The organism is Halonotius sp. GCM10025705 (genome assembly GCF_042662885.1).
Lineage (GTDB): Archaea > Halobacteriota > Halobacteria > Halobacteriales > Haloferacaceae > Halonotius > Halonotius aquaticus.
In genome coordinates, this window is the sequence record NZ_JBHSZD010000002.1 from 106,926 (window position 1) to 130,568 (window position 23,643).

General features: G+C 47.3%; 18 protein-coding genes and 6 pseudogenes. 11 read left to right on the forward strand and 13 right to left on the reverse strand.

Annotated features, from left to right (window positions below; genetic code table 11):
* Positions 1-102: 102 nt before the first annotated feature.
* A pseudogene (locus tag ACFQJB_RS13580) lies at positions 103-769 on the forward strand (transposase); the annotation flags it as partial.
* A 26-nt stretch (positions 770-795) separates the two neighbouring features.
* Here the strand turns inward: ACFQJB_RS13580 and ACFQJB_RS13585 are convergent.
* The 5 genes and pseudogenes from ACFQJB_RS13585 to ACFQJB_RS13605 all read right to left on the reverse strand — a co-directional run bounded on the left by ACFQJB_RS13585 (position 796) and on the right by ACFQJB_RS13605 (position 5,821).
* Positions 796-1,901 (reverse strand): annotated as a pseudogene (locus ACFQJB_RS13585) (IS630 family transposase).
* 609 nt (positions 1,902-2,510) lie between these two features.
* Positions 2,511-3,080, reverse strand: coding sequence for a pentapeptide repeat-containing protein (locus ACFQJB_RS13590; RefSeq protein WP_379728245.1), 570 nt, complete (start codon positions 3,078-3,080; stop codon positions 2,511-2,513).
* 132 nt (positions 3,081-3,212) lie between these two features.
* Positions 3,213-3,554, reverse strand: a complete 342-nt coding sequence (locus ACFQJB_RS13595) for a hypothetical protein (protein ID WP_379728247.1) — start codon at positions 3,552-3,554, stop codon at positions 3,213-3,215.
* 304 nt (positions 3,555-3,858) lie between these two features.
* A complete protein-coding gene (locus tag ACFQJB_RS13600; RefSeq protein ID WP_379728249.1) occupies positions 3,859-5,169 on the reverse strand; it encodes a HEAT repeat domain-containing protein in 1,311 nt (436 codons plus the stop codon).
* A 337-nt stretch (positions 5,170-5,506) separates the two neighbouring features.
* Positions 5,507-5,821, reverse strand: coding sequence for a hypothetical protein (locus tag ACFQJB_RS13605; RefSeq protein ID WP_379728251.1), 315 nt, complete (start codon positions 5,819-5,821; stop codon positions 5,507-5,509).
* Positions 5,822-5,912: 91 nt separating this feature from the next.
* Here ACFQJB_RS13605 and ACFQJB_RS13610 point away from each other — a divergent pair, with 91 nt between their 5' ends.
* A complete protein-coding gene (locus ACFQJB_RS13610) occupies positions 5,913-6,092 on the forward strand; it encodes a hypothetical protein (protein ID WP_379728253.1) in 180 nt (59 codons plus the stop codon).
* A 268-nt stretch (positions 6,093-6,360) separates the two neighbouring features.
* Here the strand turns inward: ACFQJB_RS13610 and ACFQJB_RS13615 are convergent, their stop codons facing one another.
* Complete coding sequence (locus ACFQJB_RS13615; RefSeq protein WP_379728255.1) at positions 6,361-6,504, reverse strand: hypothetical protein; 144 nt, start codon at positions 6,502-6,504, stop codon at positions 6,361-6,363.
* 103 nt (positions 6,505-6,607) lie between these two features.
* Positions 6,608-7,021 carry a hypothetical protein gene (locus ACFQJB_RS13620; protein ID WP_379728257.1) on the reverse strand — a complete coding sequence of 138 codons (414 nt, stop codon included), beginning with the start codon at positions 7,019-7,021 and terminating at the stop codon, positions 6,608-6,610.
* A 393-nt stretch (positions 7,022-7,414) separates the two neighbouring features.
* Here ACFQJB_RS13620 and ACFQJB_RS13625 point away from each other — a divergent pair, with 393 nt between their 5' ends.
* Positions 7,415-7,840, forward strand: a complete 426-nt coding sequence (locus ACFQJB_RS13625; RefSeq protein WP_379728259.1) for a hypothetical protein — start codon at positions 7,415-7,417, stop codon at positions 7,838-7,840.
* 68 nt (positions 7,841-7,908) lie between these two features.
* Here the strand turns inward: ACFQJB_RS13625 and ACFQJB_RS13630 are convergent.
* Together ACFQJB_RS13630 and ACFQJB_RS13635 are read right to left on the reverse strand one after the other, a co-directional pair.
* Positions 7,909-9,033: pseudogene (locus tag ACFQJB_RS13630) on the reverse strand (ISH3 family transposase).
* Positions 9,034-9,205: 172 nt separating this feature from the next.
* Positions 9,206-10,330 carry a protein kinase domain-containing protein gene (locus ACFQJB_RS13635; RefSeq protein WP_379728261.1) on the reverse strand — a complete coding sequence of 375 codons (1,125 nt, stop codon included), beginning with the start codon at positions 10,328-10,330 and terminating at the stop codon, positions 9,206-9,208.
* 163 nt (positions 10,331-10,493) lie between these two features.
* Here ACFQJB_RS13635 and ACFQJB_RS13640 point away from each other — a divergent pair.
* The 5 genes and pseudogenes from ACFQJB_RS13640 to ACFQJB_RS13660 form a co-directional block, all read left to right on the forward strand.
* Positions 10,494-11,075, forward strand: a pseudogene (locus ACFQJB_RS13640) (IS630 family transposase); the annotation flags it as partial.
* Between the two features lie 601 nt (positions 11,076-11,676).
* Positions 11,677-12,117, forward strand: a complete 441-nt coding sequence (locus ACFQJB_RS13645) for a hypothetical protein (RefSeq protein ID WP_379728263.1) — start codon at positions 11,677-11,679, stop codon at positions 12,115-12,117.
* A gap of 20 nt (positions 12,118-12,137) precedes the next feature.
* On the forward strand, positions 12,138-13,181 hold the full coding sequence (locus tag ACFQJB_RS13650) for a tubulin-like doman-containing protein (protein WP_379728265.1): 1,044 nt from the start codon (positions 12,138-12,140) through the stop codon (positions 13,179-13,181).
* Positions 13,078-15,129: a hypothetical protein gene (locus ACFQJB_RS13655; RefSeq protein ID WP_379728267.1), complete on the forward strand. Its 2,052-nt coding sequence runs from the start codon at positions 13,078-13,080 to the stop codon at positions 15,127-15,129. The genes ACFQJB_RS13650 and ACFQJB_RS13655 overlap by 104 nt, the downstream gene beginning before the upstream one ends.
* Positions 15,130-15,181: 52 nt before the next feature.
* Positions 15,182-16,588, forward strand: coding sequence for a hypothetical protein (locus ACFQJB_RS13660; RefSeq protein WP_379728269.1), 1,407 nt, complete (start codon positions 15,182-15,184; stop codon positions 16,586-16,588).
* A 143-nt stretch (positions 16,589-16,731) separates the two neighbouring features.
* On the opposite strand, the pseudogene ACFQJB_RS13665 reads toward ACFQJB_RS13660, so the two are convergent.
* A pseudogene (locus ACFQJB_RS13665) lies at positions 16,732-17,370 on the reverse strand (site-specific integrase); the annotation flags it as partial.
* Positions 17,371-17,428: 58 nt separating this feature from the next.
* Here ACFQJB_RS13665 and ACFQJB_RS13670 point away from each other — a divergent pair.
* The gene (locus ACFQJB_RS13670; protein ID WP_379728470.1) at positions 17,429-18,313 is read left to right on the forward strand and encodes an IS1595 family transposase; all 885 of its coding nucleotides are present in this window, start codon (positions 17,429-17,431) and stop codon (positions 18,311-18,313) included.
* A 2-nt stretch (positions 18,314-18,315) separates the two neighbouring features.
* Here the strand turns inward: ACFQJB_RS13670 and ACFQJB_RS13675 are convergent.
* Positions 18,316-18,588, reverse strand: a pseudogene (locus ACFQJB_RS13675) (site-specific integrase); the annotation flags it as partial.
* 329 nt (positions 18,589-18,917) lie between these two features.
* Here ACFQJB_RS13675 and ACFQJB_RS13680 point away from each other — a divergent pair.
* Positions 18,918-19,151, forward strand: a complete 234-nt coding sequence (locus ACFQJB_RS13680) for a transposase (protein ID WP_379728472.1) — start codon at positions 18,918-18,920, stop codon at positions 19,149-19,151.
* Positions 19,152-19,508: 357 nt separating this feature from the next.
* On the opposite strand, the gene ACFQJB_RS13685 is transcribed toward ACFQJB_RS13680, so the two are convergent.
* Positions 19,509-20,483, reverse strand: a complete 975-nt coding sequence (locus ACFQJB_RS13685; protein ID WP_379728271.1) for a hypothetical protein — start codon at positions 20,481-20,483, stop codon at positions 19,509-19,511.
* A 446-nt stretch (positions 20,484-20,929) separates the two neighbouring features.
* Positions 20,930-21,499, reverse strand: coding sequence for a hypothetical protein (locus ACFQJB_RS13690; protein ID WP_379728273.1), 570 nt, complete (start codon positions 21,497-21,499; stop codon positions 20,930-20,932).
* Between the two features lie 942 nt (positions 21,500-22,441).
* Here ACFQJB_RS13690 and ACFQJB_RS13695 point away from each other — a divergent pair.
* A complete protein-coding gene (locus ACFQJB_RS13695) occupies positions 22,442-23,440 on the forward strand; it encodes a transposase (RefSeq protein ID WP_379728275.1) in 999 nt (332 codons plus the stop codon).
* Positions 23,441-23,643 lie beyond the last annotated feature (203 nt).

Sequence of the window (23,643 nt, forward strand, 5' to 3'; positions counted from 1 at the left end):
ATTTCATTTTTTGCTCTTACCGAACGCAGTGAAACAGCGTGAGAATCACGGCATCCCACCGAATAGGCATGGAGTGTGGACAACCAAACCGCATTCGGCGAGATGCTTCATCATCTTGTTGAGGTAACATCAATAGTCTTGCGTCCAGAGCCACTCGATCAAATCGAGCGGAACTGCAAGCAGCTGTGGGAAGAAGCACCCTGTCCAGATTGCGGCGAAACCACCATCAAGGCCGGGTACGAGTCCCCGGCTGTGGTGTACCAACTGCCGATATACATTCACATACACCCGTAACACACCTTTCGGAAGCCGGACGCTCACAACCGGTGAGATCCTCATCGCCTTCATCCTCTACGCTGATACGCTGCTTAGCATCAATCAAGTCACCCAGCTCTTCAAGACCGTCTACGATACGGTTCATACGACCATCCGTGAGGTGGAAGCCGCCTTTGAGCGCGGCTTCCACCTCGTCTGGACAGAGTTCCAAGAGGACGCTGACAGCCCAACCCAGATCGACGAAACCGGCCAGAAGTGCTCTGGCTACAAGAGACAATCGCCGCCCCGGGATGGCCTCTCCCGCGGCGGCTCAGGTGAACCGGGTCGATTACGCTGGTAAGGCGCACCAGGAGATACAATGACCCTTGTCGGAGCGTGTCGAGATACACTTCGCGTGCTTCGTGCGGAAGATGGTGCAAAACTGGACGAGCTTAGACAGACGCTTGACGAGGTAGAGATCCTCTCTGGAAAGATCGAGGAACTGTGGCACGACGGGTGGCACGGGAAAAAATTTAGTGATTAGGACATCTTACTGAAGAACCCGCTGAGATGATTTTCGATCCATGATTCAGCGAAGCTGAGCTTCTCTGTGAGGTTCCCAAATATCTCATCAAGCAGTGATCTGTACTCGTCTTCGCCGTCGACAATCAACGGCGAAGACTTCCATTTGAGGCTCTTCCAGACTAGCTCAATCGGATTGAGATGCGGTGACCCAACAGGGAGAAGGACCAGATCAATGCCTATCTCGTGAGCGCGCTTGCGTGTGTACTTGCAGATGTGTGAAGAGAAATTGTCCAAGACGGGCAGAATCCACTTGCCGGGATTCTGCTCGCGGATCGCCTCGAAGCACGCACAGATTTCTTCTTTCGTTTGATCTGGTGGAAATGATAACACACTCGTCCCATTGAGTGCGTAAAACCCGGCCGCTGGTGTGTCTACTTTCACCAGCGGCCGTTCGATGTGCGGCTCATCAACTGAGTATACTCGCTGTGAATTGTCCCATGGTTGCGGGTGAGAGATATGGAAAAATCCCACTGCGGTGCCACCGTCAGTGCAAATATCGTCGTCAGCATTCCAGTCTTCATTTTCTTCGTCATCCTCTCGTTTGCTGTGTGGTTCGTTGTGAGCGTCCTCGTCGAACGCGTATTCGACGCGTTCGTCGAGGATCTCTTCGGCATTCTCTGGTCGGTCAGGACGTTTTGTCCGAGGAATCGCGTAATGCAGTCCAAGCTCATCCAAGAGCGTCGGGAGGTAGTTTTTGTGGTACTCGACGTTGAACTCCTCGTCAAGAAAATGTTCGATCTCTTGTTTCTTCTATGGTTGATCCTCACGGAGGCATTCAATGAGTTGTTCTTGTTCGGTTTCATCGAGCTTCGGGGCCTGCCGCCCCCGAAGTTCGGGGTAAGTTTCCCAAGGCCTCCTTGATTCCAGCGACGCACCCAGTTACTAGCCGCTCCATTCGAGATACCGACCTTGTCAGCTGCCTCAGCTAACGTTTCACCGTCGTAGAGATGCTTGAGAAAGGTAAGCCGCTTGTAGGTCTTGAGATTGTCAGTCTCAGCTTGAAGTCGATCTAAATCCTCCCTACTGAGGTGCTTCACGACCTCTTTCTCACGACCAACCATACTACCCGCAATTAGCTCCAGCTATTCAGTATCTTCCCTGAGGTACTATGCCTGCAACAATCGGAGAATTGGTTCGAACTTGACTAACATGGTTGGATACGTTATGGAAACGCTCTTGTGAAGCACATTGTTGGTGGAGAGCCGTCTTGCGATTCAGGGGTGCTGAAAATCAGCTGTGGCTGAGTCGGATCAAGGTTGTCACCAGCTGAACGCGGGATTCTACTACCCCTACACGAGTTTCGCCAGTGCTACCAACAACGTGCTTCACATGAGCGTATGGAAAATATGATTAAAGCGGAATGGATTGAGGTATATAGGAGTTATGAGGTATTCAAGTGAGTGTCCAACCTGTGGTCTTGGTTGGGAAAGAGAGGGGATTTTAGAAAAGGGTATATTTTAGTTGATAAGGACATGGATGAAAAACAGCACTGTTAAAATGTAAACGATGTGGAGAAACGGAGTTCGAACACGGTTGGTAATACAAGAATAAGAAAAATATAAACCGGATTTTGACAGCTCTGCGCTTAAGAAACACGCTGGCATCTTGCACTCCCCATCCTGATTGAAATCTTATCTATCTCGCTATTTTCGGTAGGAGTTACGCCGTCTTCACTCACCCGAAGGTGTGTGGATGATTGCGCCGTTGTTATGCAGATCGGCCTTTGTTGCATTCGTCTCATCACCGTTTGTATCGAGCACTTGTGTCGCCTGGAGAGCTGTCGTGGCCATATCTGCTGATCTGAGATCGGCATTTTTGAGATTAGCACTAGTTAGGTAGACATGGCTACAATCAGTATATCTGAGACTGGCATCGAATAGGTCAGCATCGGTCAGATCGGCTGCACTGATATTTGCATTTCGAAGCCTGGTGTCGCTGAGGTCAGCACTTCGGAGGTCAGCTTCACTCAGATTCGCATTGAGGAAGTCGGCGGTGCTGAGGTCGGCATCATCAAGATTTGTCTTCCGGAGGGTGGCATAATGCACTTTTGCATTACTCAGATTGCTATTTTTCAGCGAGGCATCGGTGAGGTCGGCATCGGTCAGATCAGCATTGCTGAGGTTCGCATTGGTGAGATCGGCACCACTGAGATCAACTTCGCGGAGGTTAGTGTCGCTGAGGTCGGCATCGGGATGTACATCGCTTTCATCAATCGGGTCGTCTGGTTCTAAATCAACCATAGTACTCCGGACTCAGGCTTATCTATTGATTGTTTCACTACATATTGCCTCACAGTCGAATCCTGAAGAGCCCAATTACCCTCCCAGCCAGTCGATAAGTCATCTTTGCCAGCAGTCAGTCCAAAGCGGCTACTACTCGAATTCGACATCTGGCAGCTCCACGAGGCTATCCTCGCGTTTGGCTTCCTCCGCCAGTTCCGTTTGGAACCACTGTTTGATTGGCTCTACGTCTTGGGGACTTTGACAACAATAATAACCCCATCCAGTCTGGAAGAAGAGCACCGCCGAAAACTCAACCTCGGGCGGGTAGTAGACGGCCGCCTGGCCATTCATTCTATCCAGGAGATCATATTCATAGCTCCCTCGGCCATGCTCCCGCGGGTGGATATTCATGCCCAACGCCTGTACATGGATCCTGCCAATATTCGTCTCAAATTTTGAGGCGACGTTGTACTCATCAAGGAATTCTGTCACTGGTTCCGGTTCGTCGCCTAGATTAGTATCTCTCATGGACTATTCACTCAGCGGCAGCCTGTTCAGTTTTTCTGCCGCCATACCCCCTATGCATTCGGTCAGCTACCGTATATCCCTGCCACATATCCTTAGTGTACAATTGACTCACCATACCATGTCGGATCGATTGAAATATTGTACTGACAATGCCACTCTCGTCACAACTGAGGAGCTTGCTGAGGTCGTCTATAGGGTCGCCTCCTCGCTTCCTCACCCAGCTGGTCTCACGGACGTTACCCCTCCAAGCAATCCGTTTCAGAATCATTCACTCAGGTTTCGCAGACAGATCCTCGACCTGAATCTGGTCGGCTGACACGGCCTCGAGATCGGGCGTCTCAATATCGGTTTTGCCGTCGATGATGCGTTCGATGACCAGCTCAAGGACGGCTCTAGCCGCGTCCGTACTCACGGCATCAAACGTGGCTGCTGTCCCATCGGGGAAAATGAACACCGACGGGATTGTCTCGTCGCGATCCCACTCACTCTCGATTGGGAAATACACGAGCAGATCTGACTCATCGCCAGCCGTGAGGTCGGTCGTGTAGGCTGTCGGCGTCGTTCCAAGCGTTCCAACCATCAGTTCATCGAACAACAGCCGTTGATTGGCTTCGTACAATCGACTGGGATCGAGATTGAGCCACTCCGTCGATTGAAAGACACTGATGAGATCAGTGTCCCCAACGATATTGGTTGGGGCGAATTCAATATCCCGTGCTAATCGATGCCGTAAATCGAATGCAATGGTCTCACTTGTGGCTGGCTCGATCGAGACCGTCCGACCACTCTCTGCAAGTCGGTCGAGACAGCGTCGTAGCTGCTCGCCAGTCACGCGGAAGCTGGCTGGCTCGGGCGGCTCTTCATCGAAGGCGCGATTGGAGACTCTCTCCGCGGTGATGTCGGTCTCATCGAGCTGTACACCGATTGCCGACAACGCATCGTACGCGCTGACACGGGTGTGGCTGTCACCTTCTTCAAGCAATGTCCGCAGTTCAGATTCATACTCCGCGAGCGTTTGGGCGTACTCGCTATTTGGCTCGACATTGCTTGCTATATCAACGATGGCTGTCGGAATTTCAGTGGGTTCAGCGGCCAACTGATGGAACAATCCGGGGAGCACCGGTGTTACTGTGTGGAGGCGTTCATACCCGAGTATCGACAACCGCTCGGCCACTCGAATCCGCTCCGCTTCGGGGGTTTCGGTATCTGCCAGCGTGTTGTATTCCTCCTGGAGTGCATCCACATACGCCTGTGACGATGCCGCAGACAGATTCACAAGCAGCTGTGTGGCTGTCTGCATGTGGGAGAGATTCGATTCGTCCAACGTAGCGAAGATCTCACTCACAACCGGGTCGATCGCCGTTGGGGTATACTTCGAGAGTATCTCCAACGCATTGAGTGCGGCTCTCCGAGTCACCGTGTTTTCGTCGTTGAGGCAACGAGCCAGCGCTGGTACTGCTTCACCAGCGGCTGCAGGGTCGTAGCGAACAACATAGAGGATCGCCTCGGCTGCACGTTGTCTGACCTCGGAATCGCTATGGGACAACCCCGCTGTTATCGTCTCGACCGATTGGGTCACTGAGGCAGGGTCGAACTCGCTTGGTCGGCTAGCTCCAATATCGTTGATGCTGACACCGCTTGCTCCCCGCCATCGGTACGCAGCTCTGGTTTGCGTTCGCAACAATGGGTAGCCATCCTTCGTTGTGGCCGTCGACTGGGTCTCAAAATCGAGGGGTCGTCTTTGGATTCCGATTCATATTTTCGCATACTGTCTCTGTATTGGCATCTATCAAAAGAATTGCTGTGGTGATGACCCAGCTGCTTAGCACAGTTTCGTGATCCAAATTCTCGATTCCACGATTTATGTTGTTAAACCCACGCTCTACGGAGGATCTATCAGTTCTCTCACTAGCGTATCATCGGCCGTCGTACCCGGTGGCTTCATCAAGTCGATTCGCTGAGTCGTCTGACGGCGGTTTGCCAACTTCGATATCCCCGATCGACTCTGTCAGCTCATGCAAGACATCAGCGACTTCTGCCAATACTTCACGCCGATCCTCAATGGGAGTATTTTCGGGTAGGTCCAGCTGCTGCTGCAGCTCTTGTTTGTTCTTGCCAGCCTGTGCAAGCTCTGGCTCGACGCGTTCGATGTGGGTGTGAAGCCGGTCGACATACTGGGAGAATTCTGCTTCGCTGTCGATCTGCTCGGGGATTTCAGGTACGTCAGTCATCGTTATCAGTATCATCTGCCTTGGATTTATGACGAGTTAGTATTTCGCCATCTCCCGAGCATTGATCTACCTGCTGATGGATGCTGTAGGTATGGACGAGCAACTCTCCAGTGAAGACGTCGAAGCCTACATAACAGACCTTACGAACCGGTTTGGGTTTTTGGAGGAAGCGATAGCGGAATCGGAGACGACGATGGTGGAGCTCCAGCAGGAGCTAACACGGATCAGTGAATCACCCCCATGGAACAAGGTGAGCGGATTGATGCGGTAGTGGAGGAACTAACTGAAGCCATTGAACAGGCAGGGTCAAATCATGATTTGTCCGCCCTGAAACGAGAGTTAGCAGCTACTGATCGTGAGTGGAAGCGGTCTGTGACCGATGAGCCGGACGACCTCCTAGACAACTACAGCCGCGACGAGTAAGCCTCCCATCATGAATTTACTCTGGGTAGTTTCAACCTCAGTATATAGAAGTACTCGTGGAGCTTTCGGTGCAATGCTCGTGTAGGTGAGTACAGAAGCTGAGTGCTTAGTCCACTTTACACCTCGGCGAGTGCATCATACACATCCCGGTGTTTCTCCCTGCTCTTGCTCGCGAGTTGGCGGAGTATTAGGGTTCTTGCATCCTCGATAAACTCTTCTGGCGGCTCTGCACTGTTCGCTTCAATATATTTTGCCTGCACTGGGTCAAGCAGCTACTTGAACCGATTCTCCTGGGCGTCCATGTGAGGATTCTTTTCAGCAGCCATCGTTCATTTTGGTTCCATCGCTTCGGCATCTCAGTGATTATATTTCATTTGAACCAACTCCCTTACAAGTCGGACACTTACTTGTGTTGCTACTTTCATACCCATACTTACGCCCACTACCTTCACAGTAACCACACTCAGCTCTGGGGAAATTCTTGAAATGAACACCAATACCAGAGCAAATCGGACACTTGGAGGTATTACTACTATCGTATCCATATTTGCGCCCCGAACCTCTACAAAATTGACATTTTATGGGGTGTTTGTCACTTTTCCCAGATGCATCGACCTTGTTTAATCCTTTGCCGCTACAGATAGGACATTTCGATGTATTGCTGGAATTTTTCCCATATTTTCTTCCTGAACCTTTACAGTATTTGCACTCTAATAGATAATAGTCTGGTTCCTTTTCAACAATTACGGCAGTGAACTTCTTGATTTGTGTTGCCATATTTCATCCACAATCAGAGACATTATATAATTTTGTGCCATGAGCTTGATTCTTATTAGTATTTTTAGCACACATTGTAGAGTACGGGTGCCCCTACTCGCTGAATTAGTATTATTCGTACTAAGAACCTATTGAAACTCCTTCTTTTCCCCAATGTGGGTTCAACCAGAAGCCGTTATTCTTAGCTTAGAATATCTACTACTTTCACGAACCACTTTTAGTCACAGTAGTGTCTCTCACCCCAACCTAAACATGTCTGCAATCATTTTTCAATCTAAGTACGTTAAAGAATATATAAATTAAAATATAGTGAATAAAATTAGAAGACAGGTATTTACGACCAATGACCTGCCTAAGGGAAAACATATATGCTGCTATATCTGCAAGAATACTATGCAAACGGTTACAATCGATCGATATCGTAGATACCTCAATACAAACGATATTGAGCAATACAACGGGGACGCTGCTGCATATCTCGATTTAATCGAAGACGTATCGCTGAATGCTTTGGCTCTTGGTCTTGGTCGACAGGATATTCAGTATGACCCAGACGGGTTTCCTGCGATCAGGTATGATTTGAATAGTGATAAAACGACTCCAACACAAACAGAGTACTGTGCCACCGTACTGTTGTTCGAAAATGGATTATTGGTGACAGCTGATGCGCCTGATACTGACAAAGCTACGGATGCACTTCTGACAGTTGGCGACCAATTCGAAAATATCGGTGTATTTGATGTTCAAGTGAGTGACAAAGCTATTCATACTGATCCAAATCAAATTCCCCTCCCATTAGACATATTGAACGAGTTATAATTCATTGTTCATCAGATTAGTCTTCGAAAATACGACTGAGCCCCTGAGACTTATCAGAAATTAACTACTCAGGATTGATTCGCTGGAACGGATCGACGAACGCCAAGCACTGTCCACGCTGCTCGGAGCACCATAGCGCAAAATTCGATGAACGAACACTCCCAGAGGTGGCGGCCGCCGCGTCGCGGCGCCGCCACGTACTTCCAGTGAAGATATCGCCAACTGTTCTGGAGGACGAGACTCACGACAAACAGTAGTAGCCGAAGTCCAGCATCACGAGAACTGGTCAAAGCGAGGCTCTGCTTGGCTAATCGGTAGCTCGATTCGATGCCGAACCGTTTGCTGTAGTGGTGTCTGGCATCACGTGGTGTGTCAATGAACGACGCGTCAGCGGCGTAGCCGTGACGCGCCACTCCGTGTTCATCGTACCGTCCTCGCTGGTAGACACAGTCGATGAACACAGGAAACGTCACCTTCCCGGCGAGTTCGTGCTCAATTTCACGGCTCCAGCCGCTGTTAAGTTCGTCTTGGATCGTTTCGCCCCACTTGATGATCGGAATCACGTAGGCGTAGTTGTAGGCGTACAGCAGGGTGAGACAGGTGCTGTTGTAGAATCCACGGTCAAGGTAGACGGCCTTGACGACGAGGACAAGGCCGTCAAGCAGTTCAAGATACTCACCGAGGACATCACCGGTGGTTTCGCCAGCGGTCAGCTGGCGAACCGCCAGTGTATAGCGTTTGTTTCGAACTCGGACGTAGAGCGTCGCATAGGCATGAAATGACGTGGTACCGCGTTTCGCTTGCGAGGAGTACAGTGCCTCTGTTTCTTCCTCGTCGCCGTAGTACGGATCGAGGTGGAGGTCGGTACAGACCTCCACCGGTCGATCAGGCAGCGTCTCAAGCGTATCTCGTTAGAGGATCGTATCTCCAACCGAATCAACGGCGCCAAGATCGAATTGATCGGTGAGATATCCACGGACGGTATTGGCGTGGGGTGATTCATCTGTTGTCTCGCAGATCTGGTTGATCGAGGTTCCGCCGGCGCTGGCGCCGGCTAGAACCTCGTAGAGTTCCTCCTTCGTGGTCTCAACGTTCTCTCCGAGGTCAATCGGGAGTTCCTTATCGAGGTTGTTGACGACAAAATTAAGCGGATGTTCTTCTTTTAGCTCGTTGTCAGCTCGGGTTGGTTGCACATCTCCTCCGAGCGGACACTTCTACTAACCCGATGTGATCGACTGAGTTTAGTGAACAATCTTCATATTGCTTATCTCATATGATTCTCTGAACTCTCTCAATATCAAACCGTCATCAGTATTCCAAGAACCACTATAAGCGCAAATAGTCCTAAGTATGTCAGCATCCGTTTTAATTCGTTTTGAAGCGATACTGGGGCTGATGGAATACTAATTCTGGGCGAATTTTGCCCCCTGCTACATCTGCCGATACTGGCTCTGGATCTGATGAGTAATTCGTGGCTGAGGAACTAGGTTTTGTTGTTGAAGACTTTGTCTTCTTTGATTGGTTGGGCTTATTCTTCGTAGAATCACTTGACGAATTGACCGAAACTGATTCTGTCTCTACGTCTACGATTTCTTCAAAAACATCGATCCACTCGTCGGCTGTCGGTCTCCGAGATGGATCATTTTCTCCATGTAAGAAGCATTCTTTGAACAACTGCTTCACTTTTGGATGTAGCTGCTCATAATCTGGAGCCAAATCATGTGGGTTCTCAGCAGTCGAGTTAATATAGGGATAATCGTTTTCTATTATCATTTTTTCGTACTTTCCAACATAGCTGTTCTTTGGATCTGCTTGGTATGGATGAAATGCTTCCATGAGAAGTTGGAAGATGTGGACAGCCAAGCCGAACCTATCTGCAGTCTTTACTTCCCCAATCGATTGTCCTCGCCCTTCTGGTGGTGTGTATCTACCGAACACTGTATTACCCTCATATAATTTGTCACCCTTGATATGAAATGCATCGCAATCGATCAAAGAAATAATCGAATCTTTAATTAAGATATTTTGGTGATTTAGATCTCCCAATGCATGTCCCTGAACATGAATAGCTTTTATTACCAGAGTGAAATTAAGTGCGGTGATATATCTTTCATACGGCTTCGTAGAGTTCCATTTCAATTGGCTCCGGGCATAATCTCTGATATTGGTATATTCTGATAGGTCTTTGTACTCCATCTTATATCCTAAGAACCTACCTGATGAATCTGAGATGGAATCAATAGGCCAAACGATCGATCTTTCTTTTTTATTTTCATACGTTGGATCGACCGGGGCGTTCCGAATCATTGATTTTATTTTAGCTTCCTTTTCATTGTTATCAAATTCGCTGAATATTTTGATGGCGTATTCGGGTTGATTTTCTAATCTGTAAACAGCCCCTTCTTGTCCCTCGCCAATTTTTTCACCGACAGTGATTGATCCTGAGTCTTCTCCGTATACTTTAGAACTAGATAAATTAGTATTACTCATTCTTTTATTTACGACAGTGATATTTTGACTTGTGGTGCTCAATTGGAGCCTGTTGGTTAATGTACATTAGGGTGGCAATATTATACTTTCGCTCATCCGTAGGAGATTGTTGATACTGCTGAGCAGTTGCTACGGAGTCGAAGAGGACAAGGGCACCGCGTAGAAACCTCGGCCAGACCCGGCCTCACCTGATGAGGAAGACCTTGATCGATATGACGAAGAGCTCAAAAAAGTCGGGAGACGGGATGAAGACAGGCTGGTCATAACGATTGATCAGTTCAGGAAATCGGTTGGAGCTGATCTCAGATATGCGTGGTTTCCGATTGACGAGAGGCCGACAGTGAACGTGTCGGCCTCTCGTGATGGAATCAATTTCTTGGGCGGTCTCACCGAGAACGGCGAGACCATGTTTTTGGTATGCGCTGGTTCGTTCAACAAGGAAACGACGGTTCGATTCCTCCAGTCACTTCAGGCAAGATTCGGAGAGAAGCTGCTCGTGGTTCTCGACAAAGGTTCCTATTTCACAGCGAAGAAAGTCAAAGAATTTGCCGAGAAATCAGAGCTATAGCTTCTATATCTCCCGGCTGGGATGGCTAAGCTAAACCCAACCGAAGAGTGTTGGCGACAACTCAGATCAGCTCTTGGTAATCAGTATTTTGGAGAAGTTGACGAACTTCGAAGTGAGATCCGCTCAGCGATGAAAGAGATTAATCCGCCCGGAGTGTATCAGTATCTCTGTCGGTGAGTATAGTCGCAACCATCTCTCCGATCATGTACCTCTATTCGTCCGTTTACCCAGGCACGCGCTGCACGGGCCGCTGAGAGCCTCAACAGCGTGGGAAATGAGGGATCAACACGAACCGCACTTGGAAATTTTAGTAAAATTGTTTTGGAACAGTTATACTAAATCGTAATGTTTGGATATATTTAATAATAAGATTGAAAAGTATATTGAACGTACAGAACACGTTTGAGTATCGGCTTCACCTTTAGAGTTAAGCCTTGAGCATATGACTTGCTTATCTGTAGATTAGGATTTGGTTGCTCCGAAATTCATTGGGTTAACCTGGTGGTAAGGAGTAATCGAGTGAATATTTTGTTTCCGACAAACAGAGCCTGATAACAGCAGTGATAACAGAGCCTATGAATTTATTTTGTAAACCGAGACATTCGAAACTTATTCTTCACTCCTATTCTAGATACCACCGGATAACCTCTGAGTTATTTTTATTAACAATTGTTGGTGATTGAACAAGAATGTGAATGTTGTTATTTCATTACCGATGTCCCCCAATGGTTGATTCAACCCCTAAGTTATATATCCCAACGAGAGTTTCATGTCTCTAATGGCGACATACAGGATTCCCGATCACATCGTCTGCCTCGGTGGTGGTGGCACAAATCTCGGAAAAACATTCATTTCTCAAGATTGGGTGCTTGAAGAATTTGTTCAGCAAAATCCAAGAGATAGTGCACCTGATAATAGCAACGATCAACTCAAAACGTTCTTTGTAGATACGGATAACTCATCGCTTCCCTCTGAAGATTGGATTACTAGTCAAATTGGTGATCCAATATCAAGTATGGAGGAGGAGTATGATGTCGTAGATCCCAATATCGATGTTGAAACAATCAATATTAGCGAGGGTACTCATGAAAAGTATTTACGCCCTGCTCAAGTAACCTCTCCGAGTCGAATTCAAACTCTTGCCGATGATCAAGGTATCAAAGCTTGGTGGATAGACGATGATCCTGATAACAGAATTATCGGTCGCTGGATGGATTAAAAAGAGGTGGAGTTGATAGAATGCGGGCCCTCACTAAGGCAATTACCCGCATGAGTGAACACGGTAGTGATCCACTAGATACCATCATTCAGAGTATTGCAAATACTAATGAACCTGAAGTGGCCGTAGTCGTGGGGTTAGGTGGTGGCACAGGGTCTGGTATTCTAATCGATTTAGTCGAACGAATTGGTGAAGCAGGAGCAAATGTCACTCTATTTGGTATCCTCCCAAATCCGAGTGGGGATGATGGTGCTGACGTTTTAGCAAATGCGTATGCTACTCTTTCTGAATTAGAGTATTTAGCATTAACAGACGCCGGACTGTTTAGAAATCGAATCCTGTTGCCATATGATCCTGCGGTCAGCGACGACAACTTTGATAAGGCTGCCTGCTATACAATTTCATCTTTCTACAACATTCATGAGTATCAGTCAAATACATATAAAGATTTCGACGAAAACACTGACAATGGACCTCCAGCGTTCGCCCCGTTTACAATCGGCTCAACTCGATATTTACACTATCTGAAGGAAGATTACGATCAGATAGAAGAGAAATTCCGGAAATTCTTTGATATTAAGAGAGATCATGTTGACATCGAATCAGATCTATACGATAAAATTGAATCATTCATTGAATCGAACTATAACCCTGAGAGCGATTATCTACGTAGTACTGCGGCTAGTCCAGAGGATGCAAAACTTTCTAACGAGAAAGCGCTTGATCTGAGAGATCGACTTAATCGTATTGAAGACCTGTTGAATGAACCCTTCATGAAGGAAATTGGGTTCTTTTCGCCAGCTAAATTAGCTAAGACAGTATCAGATGTTAAAGATGACTCCAAAGGGGCAGTATCGTGGGACAACGAGAGAAATAAAGCTGCCGCAGTAGCAAGAGACCTGATACCAAGACTTGCTGATGCTGTTAATCCCAATAACGTAACTGAATTCGAACCCGCAGATGAGGGTTGGAATTCAGGTGAAAGAGAGTTCATTAAGAAAGTTATTGAGGAATTTGAACTTATTGCTAGACGCTGGAATTGTACAGGCAGTCAAAGCTATTGAAGATACGGGTAGGGATAAAAACGAAACTATCGCTGTCGATCTTCGCAGTGCTATAAGCCCGGACGATAGTGGTCACGCCGCTGGTGCTGAGAAAATAAAGGATGAGTTTGAGAATGAGATTACTGAATTGAATAATGAAAAATTGGCCTTAGATACAGTTATTCAGAATGCGGAATCTGCTATTGATAGTGAATATGCAGATCAAGATGGCTTAATTGTACAGTATGAAGATGCAGTCGGTGATACAATCTCTGAATACTATGCGCTGGCTGAAAAGAAGAATACCATCGACAACCTGCTCGGGGAACTAGAAAGTGAAATTGAGAATAAAACTGGCCGTGTCATACAAAAACAAACACCGGAAAATATCATCATAGAGGGTACTGACTTCGAAAAATACGATACGTTAAATAGGATCTTAAGAGAATTCGATATAGATGAAGTCAATAGTGAATCGATAGAATCTTCGGTCAAATCGGTTCAAAGGGCACGGAAGAAGCAACTTGAAGCACAAGAGAAGCAAGATTCGGTTGGAGAGAGTGTACGATCCCTATTAGGAAAAGGTACTATCGGGGGACTGAGATCGGATTATGATGGTATAAAAGACCGCGAAATACACCAGGATATAATCTCTATTTCAGACTGGTCAGATGCATTTGATGTAGTCGTACACGCCAAATACTTCGATGAGCGTAGGGAACAGATATCCAATGAGAAGGATGAGCTTGTTGGAACAATCAACAATATCACGGAAAATATTCTTCAAACTGCAGAACAATTGCAGGAGAGACCAACTAACTGGATTCCAGATCATGAAATGCAAGCACAGAAGATAGCGGAAAAAATTGAGGAACCAAGCACTTCTTACGACCGAACATTTATATCTGATTATCTAGACAACAATTCGATTGTTGATAATAATAAAAATCCCGATGAACTATTAAAAGGCCCGATTAAACAAGAACTACAAGAAGCCCTTCATGAGATTCTCATCAAACCGTATGAAACTAAACGATCAGATATCCAAGATCAAGTCAAAAGAGTAAAACATAAAAAGGATAAATTTGAAAAATTAGAAGATATTGTCAAAAATCCTGGCCAAGACTACTATTCGGTTACTGATGATTTGATCAGTGTCGATGAAATAGCTGAATCCGAAGAGATTGAAGAGTCAGGTAACTTTAAGATCAAAGCGAAACCGTATTCTCGCGGAAAACTTGGTGGCAGTGACGACCTCGGAGACACAGAGCTCTGGAGCAGAGACCGAGAAAAACGTGAATTACTTTCGACATTAGAGGATGTCGCTCCAAATATGGGCGATGATTACCTGCCAATCAATGAACGGTATATTGAAGACGGAAACACCTCACAGGTCGATTATGATTATCACAAGGTACATTCTGTGTTTTCCAGCACAATATTCGATGAATACGATGACAGTCCTTCCGCAGAGATCGATATATTGAGTAAACATTTCACCGAATTTAACGCAATGGAGGTTGGGCCTAAGAACAACAAAGAATATCATGCTACGAGAACAACTTTTGTGGATTCATATGATTTTTCGTTTACGACATTCCTAAGTGGAGTGTTCCTAGATAACTTGGAGATCTTCTCTGATGTTTGCAGAGATGTGTATGAAACCTCAAACGAGATCGATAAAACGGAGGGCAAGCATCACCACCAGGATTCCGTTCCAGAGACTGTACGACATCACACGTATGGGATAGATGGGCTATTGTACCATGATAGGTATCAGTTCTTCCCGGAAGAATCTGATGGGGGATACTGTTACAGAGACACGGTGATGAACTTTGATACTGACGGTGCTGAGCAATTACTTGATAATGGTGGGGATAATACTACCTTCGGTGAAGATGTCCGAGAAATGATCTTAGAAGAGTTCTATAGCTTCGTCGGCTATCCATCGACGATTGATTTGGAATAGATGAGTTTCCGACAAAATACTCGTGCCGAAGGGGTTCACAACCCGGTGGTCGTTGTCAACTCGACAGAAAGATTTCATTAAATTATTATTTTCAGTTATTCTACTAGGGGTGTTCTCAATTCGAGTTGGGTCTCTTCTAGATATCACTTGGGAAAGCAACGGGTTTGCCCGCACTTTGATTTATCAGCTAACCTCTGGATTTAATATAGACTTCATTATTCTCTTGCCGTTTGGAATTACTGTCGCCTGGATATTCCTGTTTACAATAGATAAAACAAAAAAGCTCCAGCGATGGCTTTTGCTCATAGCTTTTGGTAGCGTAGTTGGGTGGATCACAGTGATTGAGGGAAGATGGGGAACCGAGATGGTTGCCTGGCTTCGATTTTGGTATATTCTAGTAATAGGACTTATAATTGGACTTATTTCTGGTAGTCTCTCTCAGTTGTTAGGGGTAGGCCGAAGAAGGGAGTTTCCACCAGCTGCTGTTGGGCTTTTTTTGTTAGTGTTTGTCCTATGTACCACCGCATTTGTTGATACACACCTCATAAGTCCTGTTGTTGCTGATGATGGTGGTGTTTTTCCCAGTTCTAACTCCATGTTAGGGACGTTCATTGATGTTCTCACCACTGGTGGGTTCATCTCCTTGTTTGGCTGGTTCATATTCTACTCTGAGTTCCAATCGGTAACTATACTCTCATCTGAACCATCGTTATCGGTGGCGATCTTATCAGGCTTGCTTTATCACACTCAAGATGAATACTCGGGGAAGGCAGACATTGGTGGTGTATCTCTATCCAATTATTATCACACATTGCAAAACGGAACCCAGCCAAATATTCTTGACTCAAACCAAGGATCCGACAATTACTTTGAGATAACCTATTTGTCTCCTTCTAAACCATCGATATGGGTTCGGATTGGAACACATGCTTTGGATATTAGAACACTCACTCAATCTGGATTGGATCAAATTCAGGAACAGCTGACAAAAAGCAATATAATTGTTCGAATACGTGATTTTATAACTAACGAGATCTTCCCAGGGAAACTGAAGAAGGCAATTAAATCACAGACAGGGCTACTCGTGAGCAATATTGATCAGGCGGATATGCTGATATATGTTATGAGTGCCGATGAATTATCGAACAACGGTTCGTTAGGTGATTTGCGTATTAGCGACATCTCTCCTCCGAGTGAGTTAGAAATATTCACTCAGCTCGCTGAAAATGAAAATGGAAAAAAGTCAAAAATAATCGTAGTTACCGACGCTGAACAGGGTCTTCACTTGTCACAAGCAGATTCAATCTACGAGAGGTCTTACTCCAGATTTATTCGGGGACAGTTGTTAGACTTGTCTTCTGACTATTCAGTGATCCCAGTCAGTTGGGCTACTGAAGTAGAGAAAAACGGCGAGATAATCGGCGGAATCGAGAAGCTAAGACAAAAATTAGATAAATAACTGACCCCGCAAGCCCGACACACCTGTTGAACGCCTACCTATCAGTTTATCGCCCTTCGAAGAGACCAATGAGACGGGCCGAACAGTCGGAAAGCTGCAAGAATGATGTACGATGCTTATCTCATCTTCTGGGAAATTCTAGGCTACGTGGAGTCATCAATTTCTTCGAGGGGCCTCTGTGGCCACGTCGCCTAACTCGCCAGCCTCGATATGTGAGTACCGCTCTCGAACCATCTCCTCCGAGTTATCGAGATAGCGGGCTGCTAAGGTACAGCCAAATGCCCGAACGAGAACTTTTCCCATCCCTCGTCGGCCGCCGTGAGGGGCAAGATACTCATGTTTTGGATGGTCGATATCGATCTCTCCAGATTCTGAGAGTCGCTGGAGAATCGAACGTGCCCCATCTGTCGTGATCGATGGCGGTCGAATATCTGAATCAAGGGCCAACAGGAGCTCCGGAGTGCACTCCTCACGTCGATTCGCGATTGTTTCTGGAGTTCCACCTCTATCAGACAATCTTCCTATATGAGCTCTCCAAGCGTCCGCTGATCGAATGTTGGAAACACCGGCCACCGCTCACTCGGTGGATCCAGCAGCTTCCGATAACTGCGAAGCGGGGTGATGACTGGATCAGGCAGACTCGCAGCATCCCATTGCTGTTTTTTCGGATAGACATCCATACTTCCCTCCTCTAATGAGAGCTCTTCCCACCGAACGCCACGCCGGCGTGGGTCAATCCGATCTCGAAGCACTTCGCCAACTCTCACTGCCGTATAGGCGAGACGCTCATCTGTAGCAGTGCATACTTCCTTGTGAGTGGAGTTCGTAACTGGCCCTAAGATTGTCAGCAGAGAGAGCGTGGACGAGGTCTTTCTGCTTGACAAGGACGATTTTCTGGAATATCTCCGTAAGCAGCGATGGCCAGAAGAGGTGACGTGTCCGACCTGCGAAAGTGCGGACACAATCAAGAAGGGGACGACAAGAAAGGGTGCTCAACGCTACCGCTGTCACACCTGTTACAGCATTTTCAACGATCTTACCGAGACCATATTTTCCGAGCACAAGCTTTCACTCTCGGAGATGTTCTATATCATCCGGGGGATGGAAGAGGACAAGACAGCAGAGATAACTCAGGAACCTGACCGTACATACAAGACGGTCTTGAACTTCGTCCATGAAGTCCAAGACGCTCTTAACGACGATCCAGAGTTTGACCTCGCTGGTATCTGCGAAGCTGACGAGGTCTACGTCGTGGCTGGTGAGAAGGGTCTTGACCAAGATGAGCCGCGTGACCGTCGGCTCAAAAAAGGACGCGGAACCTTCGAGTCAGACAAACCGCCGGTCGTGACACTCGTCCGTCGGAGCGACGGACGAGTTCAGTTTCTCGTTCGTGAGGATCTCGAAAATGTAGACGAAGACATCGTCGAATATGGCGATGAAGACGATCCGACGATCGTCTGCACTGATCAGTACAGCATCTACGACGGAATCGACGAGTACGACAAGATTGATGGCCATCTCGCCATCAATCACGACGAACACTACGTCGTTGGTGACGCTCACACAAACAGCTGTGAGAACCGCCACAGCTTCCTTCGCAACTGGTTGCGAAGAGTCCGAGGCGTCTCAAAACACCACTTACAGGGCTATCTGAACTTCTTCAGCGTCACACTCAACACAGATCGCTGGTTCGAGAAAATCCTAAGTACTGACTTCTACAGATGAGCGTAGGCGAGAATGTACACACGCGCCCGATCACGAGCGGGTTTTTAATGTAGTATATCGGGTGCTTTGGGTCTCTTTAGACAGAGCCGTGTATGTCTCGATGGACTTGTGGGCTCTCTTGTCTACGTATCGAGTGATTGCGTGACGTTGTTCGCAGGTCCAAGCCTGCTGGTCGCCCGGATTTCGGCCGTCATCTCAGGAAGTGGTGCCATTGCACTCGCCCGCTGGGCAAAGTGGACTTCGAGGTACCCTTGGTTGACACACCAGCCACACCAAGTGTAGTTACGAATGACGAGAGATATGCACGGATTGGGCGGTACTGTTTTCGAGTGATTGACTGAGCGGGGAAGCACTCACTCGCTGTGGTCAAAAATGAGTTAGATCACACAACAGCTAGTGGTACTGACCGGTCTCATCGACCAATTGATGCGGAGATTGCGAATGCTGGCTCGGTCGCTGGAGGTCGCGTTCCCCAGCTGGGCAGGCCGCAGAGATTATTGATGAATCGACTGCCGCTGTCGAGGTGGTCAGCCACCTCGACTGCGAGAGCTACGCTACTGAAGACCACTATCCAGGATGGGTAGATTGTAAACCGTTTGGAGCAATGCTGAAAGCCGTGTTATTGGACGAACTCACAGGTGCGTCCGATGCTGCCGTGCATCGGACGCTCGGCTCTAACCCCGAAACAGCCGCTGCGATAGGATTTGCGCCGGATGATGTACCTGACCAAAGCACGTTGTCGCGAGCTTTCTCAGCCATGCGGTCGAGCATTGTTCGTTCACCAATCTGCTATAGCTCAGCCGCTTCTTTCACGCTAAGGTTGACACCCTCTGTTTAACAGTTACACCTCTTCCATATGTCACTACGGCCAATTCTACACCTATATATAATTGATCTTCATTGATTAATTCCTCCATTTTTGATTTGAATCACTGTAACCCATTATCAGTGCAGCAATTTGGTTTTTACTTAGGTTAGAAGTGTAGAATATAAATAATTATTCTTCTAACGGACAACCGACGGATATGGTTTGAATATAGTTCAGATGTCACTGATAACCGACTTCTTCATCAGATACGCTCTTGGGTAGCAGATTGTTGGTAGAGAGATATCTTGCGATTTTGGTGTCTGTTGTCTCAGTGATCGACACTCTCAGAACGCTCGGGGAAACGGGTGTACGGTGGATATTTTCTACTCAGCTTGTATCGAACCAATCCCACCGACAATCTACTTCACAAGGGCGATCGGATAATTGTCTCTCAAGGGTCTCAATCCAGTCGTTTGGTTTAGGACAGTATAGATATGGCATCGCCGGAGTGCTGAAACAATTGCTAAACAATTGTCTAATGGGCTCTGGAATCTGTTCATAGTTGGGGGCTTGCTCGGGCGGTCGGATTTTGCCAGTATCACTCCCATAGGGAAACTGGTTGTTTTGAATCATGTCTTCAAACGATCCAGCCACAGCATCAAAACCTTGTGCTTGGAAGGGGTGAAATCCTTCCATCAACAACTGGAAAATATGAACACTAAGACCGAAACAGTCATTCGTTTCAATATCAATTTCTCCGACGCTATCTAATCCTGCAAGTGGAGTGTACCGACTAGAGAATATATCGTGAGGATATGACGTATTGCCGGTAGTGATATAGAACCCGTCACAGTCGATGAGTGTGACGAAGCCATCCTCATCAACGAAGATGTTACCGTGGTTGAAATCCCCAATTGCATGACCCTGTTCACGGATGGCGGCGACTGTAACTGCTAAATTATGGGCAACTCCGTATCGCTCCTGAGGTGTACTGGTATCCCAATTTAGCTCAGTCCGTGCGTATGAATGGGCGTTGTTTATTTTCTTAAGGTCTCTGAATGGCATCCGGTAGCCAAGGAACTCTCCAGTTTCAGGATCCTCACCGACTGCTTCCGGCCAGAGAATTGAACGTTCGCCTGTCTGTTCAAATGTCGGATCCTGTGGAGGATTCTCCACCATCGCTTGAATCTTATCGGCCTTCTCATCACGCTTGTCCTTCGAAAATATCTTTACAACGGTTGATTCGTCTCCCTCTACATGGTGTACTGTGCCGGCTGCTCCACTTCCGATCCTCTCGCTGAGTTGTACCGTCTCGGTCGGGAAGTGGACAGACTGGCCTTCTAACATATCATCAGTATTCATATATTTATCACTACGTCTGAATATTATAAAACTAATCCAAAGACCGATTATTATCTTATCCGTTCGAGGACGTACTGCAGACCGCGCAAAGGATAGTGATCGTCATTCCAATCTAGTTTTGGTTTAAATTCACCATGAGAAGTTAGCGGATCGTCTGGATCCGGTTCGAAGTAGACAGGATACAGATGCTTGTGACTATCCATGTCAATGTGCCGTCCAGGTTCGAAAGGATCGGACATGTTCTGTATATGTTCCCAGACGTGTTCACGAAATGACTCCCATGATCTAAGTGGTGATTCCGGCTCAGATTCTGTTTCTCTGTAGGTCTGCAGGAATACATCACTCATTGTAGCCAAGAATATAAAGTCATTATTTTCACACAAATCGGCATATAGTTGTAAATACCCTTCATTATACTTATCAATTCGAGGAACAATTCTATCTGTTCAGCGAGTTTCAAGCTGATCTTGATCGAGATGTGCAGGTAATTCTTCCTTTGATAACCCCTCGGCAAAATCATCCATTGGAAGAACCAGGGCGAGTAAGTCTGCCTCATGGGCTAAAACAGAAAGTAGCACTGGAATTTGGTGTGCGTCAATATCTCCTGAGGAGTCACGTTCCATAAGTTTCTCAAATGAGGGAACAGTTTCAAAATCCCATTCACGTCTGAACCTGTCATATGCACGTTCTGGTTCTGTTATAATATTGGTGATATGTTCGCCAGCATAATCAACTGTATTGACAGTCGTTTGTTGTTGTCTAATCAATCCCTGTTGGTTCAAATTAAACTGGAGAAAATCAAACTCGTCCGGATTATGTACTGTAGGTAACTGCTGATCGAAGTCCTCTATTTTAAATATATTTGAAAGCTGTTTGAGTGGCTGATTCAGTTTTGGATTTGTCGTTTGGTTCTCCTCAGAATCAATCGCTGCAGCCTCAAGAGAGTATTCTGTGCCACCGATGAACCAGGTTTTTCCTGCTCTATCTGGACCCACAAAGAGACAGGTTTTTTTCATCAGTCCCGAGCATCAAGTGAGTTAATGAAATGCCATTTATTTAATATTTGTCAAAATTATAAAGAAAAGTATATGCCGATGTTAACCTATCCGAATCTGTAAACCGAATCGTCCTCACACCCAAGATACAGAAATTCATTTTCCGAGACACTTTTTAAATAGTGGTATGTTGCATCCTTATTAGCAACCCCACCACAAAAGCACAACGCCAAGAAGGTAGCACCACTCGACGGCGGGTGCTACGAGCCACAGGGGCCTCTATCGGACTCTCTACAGGTGCCATAGGAATAAGTGGAATCGGCAGTGCGCAATCTGACAGTCAAACCCAGCTCAGAGAAGGCCCTGTCGAGTTGATTGAACAGACAAGCGGTACAGCATTCAACTATCGCTATTTGTTGTATCGCCCTGATGTGAGTCAAAAGTACGAACGACCACTGTACGTTAAGCCACACAACCACCCAGAGGCAGCAGATAGAGATGCCCTGCGTGAGCAACTCATTGGTGGTCTAACGGCCGCCCGTCATCCGACGTTTGTGGGAGCCCGTCGCAATGGGTATCCCGGCATCGTTCCGGGGTTCCCACGAACACCCAACGACGGCCCAGATTACATTCAGACACTCGCACTACCGTCGTATCGCTCAGAGTTATTCGATGAGAGCTATCAACTCGATTCGATTGCCACAGAGACGTTTTCTGCAGAGTCCTTAGAGTGAATTGATAGCCAAAACAATTGACGCTTCTGGACGCATCTATATCTTGATCATCACCAGTCAGCGCGAAGAATTAGTGCGGCATTTGTCGGAAGCAGAGCTTGGAAGCGCCATCGCAGAGGTCCAATCGGCGGACGAGACGCGTCTCGTTGGGGCAAGGTTTCTCTGAATATAATACACACTGAGCGTGTCATAGAAAGCGTCACATACGAGGTAGCAGGGTGCGGAAGGTGTGTCCACCACCACCGCAACCCTGCAAGACGTGGCTTCAGTAGACGAGTTCTTGAATGTCGCGGCTACGGAAACAGTGCCGCTATTTGAGCATCTCTCATTCGAGTTTCTACGAGACTACGATGTGTTCGCCCCCGCTTCGAGGGGGCGAACACGAGTGCATCAGCCACCAGATCTCTTCTGTGCCTTCTTGCACTGCTATTACGAAGACGTCTACGGCACACGTCCAGTCACACGAGAACTCAAAGACGGTCTTGTCTGGTACTACTGCGGACTCGATAAACCACCATCCAGAGATACAATTGATCGATTTCTCACCGACCTCGAACACATCATCGATGACGTATTCGACCAACTCGTCGAGCAGGCCGCGATTCGCGGCCTGCTTGACGTTACGTACTCCATCGATTCGACACACATCACCGCGATCCAGTACAACGACGCTGCCTCCTGGAACTACGATCCAACAGCCGAAGAGTACTACTACGGCTTCGGCTGCACAATCGTCTCTACCGGCCCAAAGATTCCAATTGCTGCGGAGTTCACCCAGTCGAAACAGGCATCGAAAGAGACGGCGATGCGCGTCACTCGTGACGCCCTCGCCGTTAAGAAGCCGATGTGGATGCTCGGGGACAGTGCCTACGATGTGCTTGACTGGCACGACCACCTGCTTGCTGCAGGGGTCGTGCCGGTTGCTCCGTACAACCCACGAAACACTGACGACCCGAAAGACATCGAGTACAGGGTCGAAGCTCGTATCAACGAACACAGTGAGGACGTACAGCTCAAGCAATCCGTCTTAGACAAGCAGTATAATCACCGGACAGGAGTCGAACGAACCAACGATGCGACCAAGGACTGCGGCCTCGGGCACGTCCGCGCCCGAGGCCGCGTCCATGCACGAACAGAGGTCTTCCTCACTCTCTGTCTACGTGTTGTCGTGGCGATTACCAACCACGAGCGGGGAGATGATCCCGGCCGCGAGAAACTCACCCTATGAGACCGTTTCTATGACACGCTCTTTTGACCTATGGAACGTATATTGTCAACATGGGGGAACAAGCCGTGGAACCTGGCATCACAGAGGCAGCATTTTTTCGCTTGCGTGGTTGGTAGGCATCCTTTCTATAGCGTATTCGATGTGGACTGTCCATAATCTTATGAGCACGAAAAAGGAATCACGCATCCGAGAAATTGAAGACG